General features: G+C 39.9%; 8 protein-coding genes. 1 reads left to right on the top strand and 7 read right to left on the bottom strand.

The window, feature by feature from the left end; all coding sequences use genetic code 11:
* Window positions 1–141: 141 nt before the first annotated feature.
* The 7 genes from gloA to P9B04_RS11425 all read right to left on the bottom strand — a co-directional run bounded on the left by gloA (window position 142) and on the right by P9B04_RS11425 (window position 5,320).
* The gene (gloA, locus tag P9B04_RS11455; protein WP_342055120.1) at window positions 142–573 is read right to left on the bottom strand and encodes a lactoylglutathione lyase; all 432 of its coding nucleotides are present in this window, start codon (window positions 571–573) and stop codon (window positions 142–144) included.
* A gap of 14 nt (window positions 574–587) precedes the next feature.
* Window positions 588–2,261 carry a mechanosensitive ion channel family protein gene (locus tag P9B04_RS11450; RefSeq protein ID WP_342055119.1) on the bottom strand — a complete coding sequence of 558 codons (1,674 nt, stop codon included), beginning with the start codon at window positions 2,259–2,261 and terminating at the stop codon, window positions 588–590.
* 309 nt (window positions 2,262–2,570) lie between these two features.
* Complete coding sequence (locus P9B04_RS11445; RefSeq protein ID WP_342055118.1) at window positions 2,571–3,359, bottom strand: MBL fold metallo-hydrolase; 789 nt, start codon at window positions 3,357–3,359, stop codon at window positions 2,571–2,573.
* Between the two features lie 17 nt (window positions 3,360–3,376).
* Window positions 3,377–3,973: an anthranilate synthase component II gene (locus tag P9B04_RS11440; protein WP_342055117.1), complete on the bottom strand. Its 597-nt coding sequence runs from the start codon at window positions 3,971–3,973 to the stop codon at window positions 3,377–3,379.
* A 45-nt stretch (window positions 3,974–4,018) separates the two neighbouring features.
* Complete coding sequence (locus P9B04_RS11435) at window positions 4,019–4,507, bottom strand: diacylglycerol kinase (protein ID WP_342055116.1); 489 nt, start codon at window positions 4,505–4,507, stop codon at window positions 4,019–4,021.
* Between the two features lie 90 nt (window positions 4,508–4,597).
* Window positions 4,598–5,122 (bottom strand): rRNA maturation RNase YbeY, encoded by a 525-nt coding sequence (gene ybeY / locus P9B04_RS11430; RefSeq protein ID WP_342055115.1) that lies wholly within the window; start codon window positions 5,120–5,122, stop codon window positions 4,598–4,600.
* A gap of 9 nt (window positions 5,123–5,131) precedes the next feature.
* The gene (locus P9B04_RS11425) at window positions 5,132–5,320 is read right to left on the bottom strand and encodes a DUF3285 domain-containing protein (RefSeq protein ID WP_342055114.1); all 189 of its coding nucleotides are present in this window, start codon (window positions 5,318–5,320) and stop codon (window positions 5,132–5,134) included.
* A 163-nt stretch (window positions 5,321–5,483) separates the two neighbouring features.
* Between P9B04_RS11425 and P9B04_RS11420 the strand changes: the two genes are divergently transcribed.
* Window positions 5,484–6,767, top strand: coding sequence for a TldD/PmbA family protein (locus tag P9B04_RS11420; RefSeq protein WP_342055113.1), 1,284 nt, complete (start codon window positions 5,484–5,486; stop codon window positions 6,765–6,767).
* The last annotated feature ends 210 nt before the right edge of the window (window positions 6,768–6,977 follow it).

Raw genomic sequence — 6,977 nt, 5'->3', positions numbered from 1 at the left:
TGGTTTTATGAACATAGTTTGGAACTTTGTCTCGTCAGGTGCAAGATCTGAGTTATATACTCTTAATTTTGAGCAATTCTCTATAAATTTCCTTATGTCGAACTCAGGTGAATGGGAAAACACTCTCTTATTTTAATTCTATTAAGAAGCTGCCCCGGCGGTTTCTCTTTCTTGTTTTGCTGATCCTTGGGTTCCTATTTGAATTAACTCAACTTTATAACCGTTGGGATCTTCCACAAAAGCAATAACTGTTGTTCCGTGTTTCATGGGACCGGGTTCTCTGGTGATATTTCCCCCTTGTTCCCTGATTTTTTCGCAAGTTCCGTAGATATCATCCACTCCTAAAGCGATGTGTCCATAAGCATCCCCTAAGTCGTAGGAGTCTACGCCCCAATTATAGGTTAACTCGATAACTGCATTATCAGACTCATCACCATAACCAACGAAAGCAAGGGTAAACTTACCCCCTGGATAATCTTTTTGACGAATCAGTTTCATTCCTAAAATATCACAGTAGAATTTTAAGGACTCTTCTAGGTTTTTCACCCGTAACATGGTGTGTAAAAGACGCATAATTTTTTGTTCAATTAAACAACGATATGATCGGCAGGATCGTTACTCTTCATATTATCATTTGTAAACCAAACTTTCTGTTGAGGGACAGGTAAAGGTAAACCCTGCTTATCAAATTCTACTTTCAGACGACGACGAAATTCCCTGGACACATCCCACTGTTTAAGGGGTTTTGTTTTAATCCAAACTCGAATAATCAACCCTCTTTCCTCAAAGTTATCTACCCCTAAAATTTCGGGTTGACTAACAATATGATTGCGCCATTGTCTATCTTTAGCCATTGCTTCGGCCACGTCTTTAACAATGTATAAAGCTTGATCAATATCAGCGTCGTAAGCAACAGGAATGAGAACATCAGCCCGAGACCAATTACTAGAATGATTTGCTACAATTTTTACTTCACTATTGGGAATAGTGATTAATCTTCCCTCTGTATCTCGTAGTTGGGTGATCCTTAAATTGATATTTTCTACTAACCCTCCAAAGTTCTGAACTTGAATAACATCCCCAACAGCGTATTGATCCTCAAGGATAATAAAAAAGCCATTAATTGCATCTCTAATTAGGTTTTGAGATGCTAGGGAAACCCCCACACCAAAAATACCCAAACCTGCTAATAGGGGTGCTGTATTTATACCAATCAAAGATAACCCGATTAATATCCCCGAACCCGTTAAAATTACAGTAAAGACACTACGAAAGACAACGGTTACTGTATTAATTCGTAGCTGTAGTCGTTGATTTTCACGAAAATCCAAAAGGGTACGAATCATCAAGACAGATGTTAGCTTAGCGATTAAAGCATAACTGAGACGAATTGCTAGGTAGGTTCCTAAACCAACAATTCCCAATCTTGCAGGAATCCTCAGAAGAATAATTAACCAAATTTGAGCGATTCTTGTGTAGGGAAATAGTCCCACTACAACTAAACTTGAACCGATCCAAATACCAGTTTGAGCTAATTGCAATAGTCTATATTGAACTTCTTTCATATTCCAATGTTGTCGATTGGTTAACAACATGGATATGGGCTGATCGCTTCTTTCTTCCTCTATACTCTCTTGGGATAATTTTAAACGATTAAGTTTGCGACTAATTAATTTACTAATAACGAAAGTGCTACCTAAGATCCCAATACTAATTAATCCTTTGGTGATTAAAGATTCTAGTTTGCGCTCATCTTTACCTCTTTTTAACCCTTTTTCTAATTGCTCTATTATATTTGTTGCTTTTGTTTCAGCGTCGATACCTTCATTCTGGAAGTCGAGATTACCAATGGTAATTAATTGTATGGTTTCACCAGCGATACTAACATAAATCTTTGGGTTTTCCTCTCCTCTTTGTGTAACTTCTAATTGAGGATTTTCCTGAGAAAAATATAGGTCACTAATTCTATCTAAACGAGTTTTGATAATTTCAACCCGTTCGCTAAGTTTTGATTCTGGATAGGTTATTGTAAATAAACAACGACCATCTAACCGAATACAAGTTGTAATATTCCCTTCTTGAGAATTTTGAGGCAGCCAGCTATCAGTATTCCCTATATCCGGTAAAAAAGGAATAACTTGCGGTTGTGCTTTTGCGGGTAATGCCCCTTGAAATGTAGTTATAAATGCTAGAGTAGTTGTAAAAATATGAGGGTTTAAAAAGTGGCTAGGTAAGAGGTTATTTTTAAAAAATTTAAACATAAATTAAAGTGAACAAAAACTATTCTTGTTTTGATATTCTTCCTCTTTGTAGATTACAAAAGTTTTATACAGACAAATAGTATTTATCTATAAATTTGACACCATTATGACTTAATCCCGAAATTGAGTAATATAGCAGTTTTCATTTGCATAGATTAAAAAGTTTCTAGCTTTGAGGCAGGAGGCAGGAGGCAGAAGTTAGATTCTGAGATTCGCCACTCAATTGAAAATCGCTATAAACAAGGGTTGATAATGTAAAACTATTCTTATACTTAGAATATTATCAACCCATTTAAATTTGGTAACTTTTTAGGCTTGCAAAGCTGGTTTATAATTCAAGACACGAATTAAAGTTCCTTCTTTGGGTAAATCTTCAAATGTCAAGCGAAGTTTATCTTGATTAACTTGCTTAATGTTCATGTCTTTTACTAGGTCTAAAAAATCGTTTAATGGCTCAATGTCACAGGTTTCCTCATCAGCGGCTGAAGTTCGATAATGGGTAGGTATCATTACCTTAGGACGTAAAGTCTCCATTGCTTGTTTCCCTTCGACGGAATTATAAGCCTTTGGTCCACCACCTACGGGGATACAAGCAACATCTGGACTACCTAATAAAATCTTTTGTTCTATATTAATTGGAGCAGCCGCACCACCTAAATGCACCACACGGATACCCCCTTGAGTCCAACGCCAAGCTACATTAGTCCCGAAACGTTGACCTCCCTGGCGATCGTGAGCAATACCCACACCCTGTAGTCGGAAACCATTAATCTCGTAAACCCCTGGTTCGTACAATACTTTGGGGTTCCCTGGTAGGTTTTCTGCTGCCCCTTCGTCCCACATTTGGCTACTAATAATGACGAGATCCGCTTCCACTTGAGGTAAGCGATAACCGGCTGTACAACCAATAGAACGGAAAGGGTTGGCTAACACCCTCATACCTCCTCCTGTGAAGAGAAAGGAGGTATGACCTAAATATTGGATCATTAGGGAGTCTTTGTTTTGGGCTGAAACTGGTTGAAAACGAGAGCTTAAGGAGATTCCCGAAGCAGCTACGGCACTAGCCCCAGCATAACGTATAAATTGTCGCCGTTTCATTATCTTAAAAATAGAATTTATTGCGGGTTTAACATCTTGAGAAAGTTCTCTAACAGGGATTTTCCTGATGTGGTTAAGATACTTTCTGGATGAAATTGTACCCCTTGGAGGTGCAAATAGTCTTTATGTTGTAGTCCCATGATGGTTCCATCTTCCGTCCAAGCGGTGATTTCCAGCACGTCGGGTAAGCTTTCTCGTTGCACCACTAAACTGTGGTAACGGGTGGCTTCAAAAGGGTTGTCTAACCCCTGAAATACCCCTTGGTTGTTGTGATAAATGGGAGAAGTTTTCCCGTGCATCAAAACGGGTGCGGAAACTACTTTTCCACCGAATACTTGCCCCATACTCTGGTGTCCTAAACAAACCCCGAGAATGGGAATAGTAAACCCCAGTTCCTTGAGCAAAGTAAGGGATACCCCTGCATCTTCGGGACGACCAGGTCCGGGGGAAATGACAATGCCATCTGGGTTGAGGTGACGAATTTGAGGGATATCGATTTTATCGTTACGGTAAACCTGTATATCGGAGGCAACTGGCCAATCAAAGCCTAATTCTCCTAAATACTGCACTAAGTTATAGGTAAAACTATCGTAGTTATCGATAACGAGAATCAACTTTTATCTCCTCGGTGATGGTTATCAATGCGATCGCTGGCTACTTTAGAACTGAAATACCATTGCGAACAAAGGGGGAAGAATAATAAAACTAGCTACCAATAGAGCTGCCAAGGCAGATATCATAACAGCACCAGCAGCACAGTCTTTGGCAATTTTTGCCAATTCGTGATAAGACTGACCAACAGTTAAGTCTACCACGGATTCTAAAGCAGTATTTAATAATTCTAGTACCATTACTAAAGCGCAGGTAAGAGCAACAATGGCCATCCCTACAGCATTAACCTGGAGAAATAAGCCGACGCTCAAAGCAGTTACTGTCATAACTGTATGAATACGGAAATTACGCTGTGTAGCGAAGGCGTAGGAAATACCAGCCCAAGCGTATGTAAAACTTACAAATAGATTAGGAGCAATTTGCCAAGCGGACTTCTCTCTAATGGCTGAGAGGCTTTGACTAGATTGAGTTAGACTTGTTGCCCCGGGGAAGAAGGGAGTAGCAGGGGGTTGACTCATTTTAAAATCGGCTTTCATAATTTTAAGTTTTACTAAGTTTTGTACAGAATAATTAAATATTTTTACAAGGTCTGTTCAATTAGAACATATAGTGCAGTGATTTTCCATCTAAAGACTGACAGATTCCAACAATGTTTCTTGTTGTTGTAGCATTTTTTTTAAACTTTGTTCGTCGGGATGATCCCATCCCAGCAGATGCAACAGTCCGTGGGCGGCTAACCAAGCAAGTTCTCGTTTAAGAGAGTTTGTATGTTGTTGCGCCTGTTTTTGTGCTGTTTCTACTGAAATAACAATATCCCCGAGATACACTGGCTCTGAGCAGTCTTCTAAGGGAATAATAGTCGGGAAATCCCATTCCAGGGTAGCAAAGGCTAAAACATCAGTGGGCTGATTTTTCTGGCGATATTGGGCGTTTAAGCTCTGAATTTCTTGATCTCCTGTTAATCTCAGGGTTAATTCATAACTAGAGGCTTCGGGTAGATAAGAATTCAGGTTAGTACACCAAGAATCAATCCACTGTTTCCAGGTTTGAGAGGAAACAGGAGTAAATGTGGCTTCCAACTCGGGACGAACCCAGAAAACGTCTTGAACGTTTAGCTCGATCACTGCATTTAAGGTTTGATAAGCTATCATCCTGTTATGCTAACGAGTCAAATAGGAAATTCCAATTAAGAAACCTAAAAGTGCCGTCGCAGTGAGAAAAAAGTGCTTCAGAGAAGTGCCTCCCTTGCGAACCATATTACGCATCGCTAGTTTTGTATAACTAGGTGGCGGTTCATTTTTGGTGGTTTCGGGGGGATTTTCTGGAATGGATGGGGGGGTATTTGTCATTGAACTTCTCCGTGTTTTTCCACAAATCTGTCTCCTAATGTAACAGGTGCTTACAAAAGAGCAAGGCTTTTTAACAGATTAATTGCCGATCTCGATCACCTCTCCACACCCCAAGGTTCCCAAATTCGGTGATAATCCTATCAATAGCTTAAAGTTTGAAAGTATGACCCTTAACCCAGAACAATTAATCGATTTAGCCCTAAAAGCAGGGGCCTCTCATGCAGAAGTTTATCAGTCTCGATCACAGTCTCGTCCTGTTTTTTTTGAAGCTAACCGTCTCAAACAGTTGGAGAGTTCCCAGTCGGAGGGAACAGCTTTACGGTTGTGGAAAGAGGGATCACCTGGTTTAGCGGTGGCCTATGGAGAGGTGGATAGCAAGGGGTTGGTGGATAGGGCCATTGCTTTGTCCAGTCTCAACGATCCTGAAACCATAGAATTGAGCGAACCTCGCACCGATATTCGACCAACTGTAGGGGAAGGAATAGGGGTAGAAACTTTGATAGATATGGGAAAAGAAGCGATCGCCAAATTACGTCAAGACTATCCAGAAGTGCTTTGTAGCGGCGAATTTGCCTCTCAAGAGGATTTTTCTTGTTTGATCAATTCTTTGGGGCTTCGTTGCCAATATAGCGAGGTTTCTACGGCTTTTTATCTAGGGGTGGAATGGGTTAGGGGAGAGGATTTTTTAGGGGTTTATGAGGGGGAACATAGTCTTCATAGATTGGATGTGGACAAGGCAGTAGAAGAGATTTTACAACGGTTAGCATGGGCAAAAGAAACGGTTTCCCCTCAAGTGGGGCGTATCCCGGTCTTATTTACCCCTAATGGGGCAGCGATGTTGTGGGATACAGTTGCTGATGCTCTCAATAGTAAAATAGTCTTGGAAAAGGCTTCTCCTTGGAGTGAGAAACTCGAAGCAAAGATCGTTTCGGAAAAGTTAACTTTATCTCAACAACCGAAGTTTGAACCCTATAGCTGTCCTTTTGATGATGAGGGAACAATAACACAAAACTTATCTTTAATCACTGAGGGAAGATTAGAGCAATTTTATAGCGATCGCACTCGGGCTAGATTATTAGGAATTGAAAGTACAGGTAACGGTTTTCGTTCTAGTTTGGGGAGTTATCCTACCCCTAGTTTAGTGAATTTAATTGTTGCCCCTGGGAACAGTAATTTTGAGCAGTTAGTTAAACAATTGGATAATGGGATTGTTGTGGATCAAATTTTAGGAGGTGGGGCTGATATTTCGGGGGATTTTTCTATTAATGTTGATCTGGGTTACGGTGTAAAAAATGGAGTGATTACCGGAAGGGTTAAAGATACAATGGTGACAGGAAATGTTTATCAAGTGTTAAAAGAAATTATTGCATTAGGAAATGATTCTTGTTGGACAGATTCTTGTTTTACTCCTTCTGTGTTGGTAGAAGGTTTATCAGTTAACAGTTAGCAGTTATTCAGTTATTAGTTATTTGGGTTACTTCGTAACAAAAATTAGTTATGACTTACATCTTGCACCTTCGATAAAACTGGCTATTTTGTAAGGGTTCAGCTATCAGCTATCAGCTGAAACATATCAATCCCTATCATCTACTGTAAGTAAGATTAAACTCACATCTTGCACCAAGAAAAGTTGATATGAGGAACGACGGCTACAACT

The organism is Crocosphaera sp. Alani8 (assembly GCF_038442745.1).
Classification (GTDB): domain Bacteria; phylum Cyanobacteriota; class Cyanobacteriia; order Cyanobacteriales; family Microcystaceae; genus Crocosphaera.
The sequence above is the reverse complement of the archived record's forward strand: the minus strand, read 5'-3'. Positions and strand labels throughout refer to the sequence as shown.

Bases quoted from the DNA above. Each gene is read 5' to 3' on its own strand.
- gloA (WP_342055120.1), bottom strand. From the start codon at position 573: ATGCGTCTTTTACACACCATGTTACGGGTGAAAAACCTAGAAGAGTCC.
- P9B04_RS11450 (WP_342055119.1), bottom strand. From the start codon at position 2,261: ATGTTTAAATTTTTTAAAAATAACCTCTTACCTAGCCACTTTTTAAAC.
- P9B04_RS11445 (WP_342055118.1), bottom strand. From the start codon at position 3,359: ATGAAACGGCGACAATTTATACGTTATGCTGGGGCTAGTGCCGTAGCT.
- P9B04_RS11435 (WP_342055116.1), bottom strand. From the start codon at position 4,507: ATGAAAGCCGATTTTAAAATGAGTCAACCCCCTGCTACTCCCTTCTTC.
- ybeY (WP_342055115.1), bottom strand. From the start codon at position 5,122: ATGATAGCTTATCAAACCTTAAATGCAGTGATCGAGCTAAACGTTCAA.
- P9B04_RS11425 (WP_342055114.1), bottom strand. From the start codon at position 5,320: ATGACAAATACCCCCCCATCCATTCCAGAAAATCCCCCCGAAACCACC.
- P9B04_RS11420 (WP_342055113.1), top strand. From the start codon at position 5,484: ATGACCCTTAACCCAGAACAATTAATCGATTTAGCCCTAAAAGCAGGG.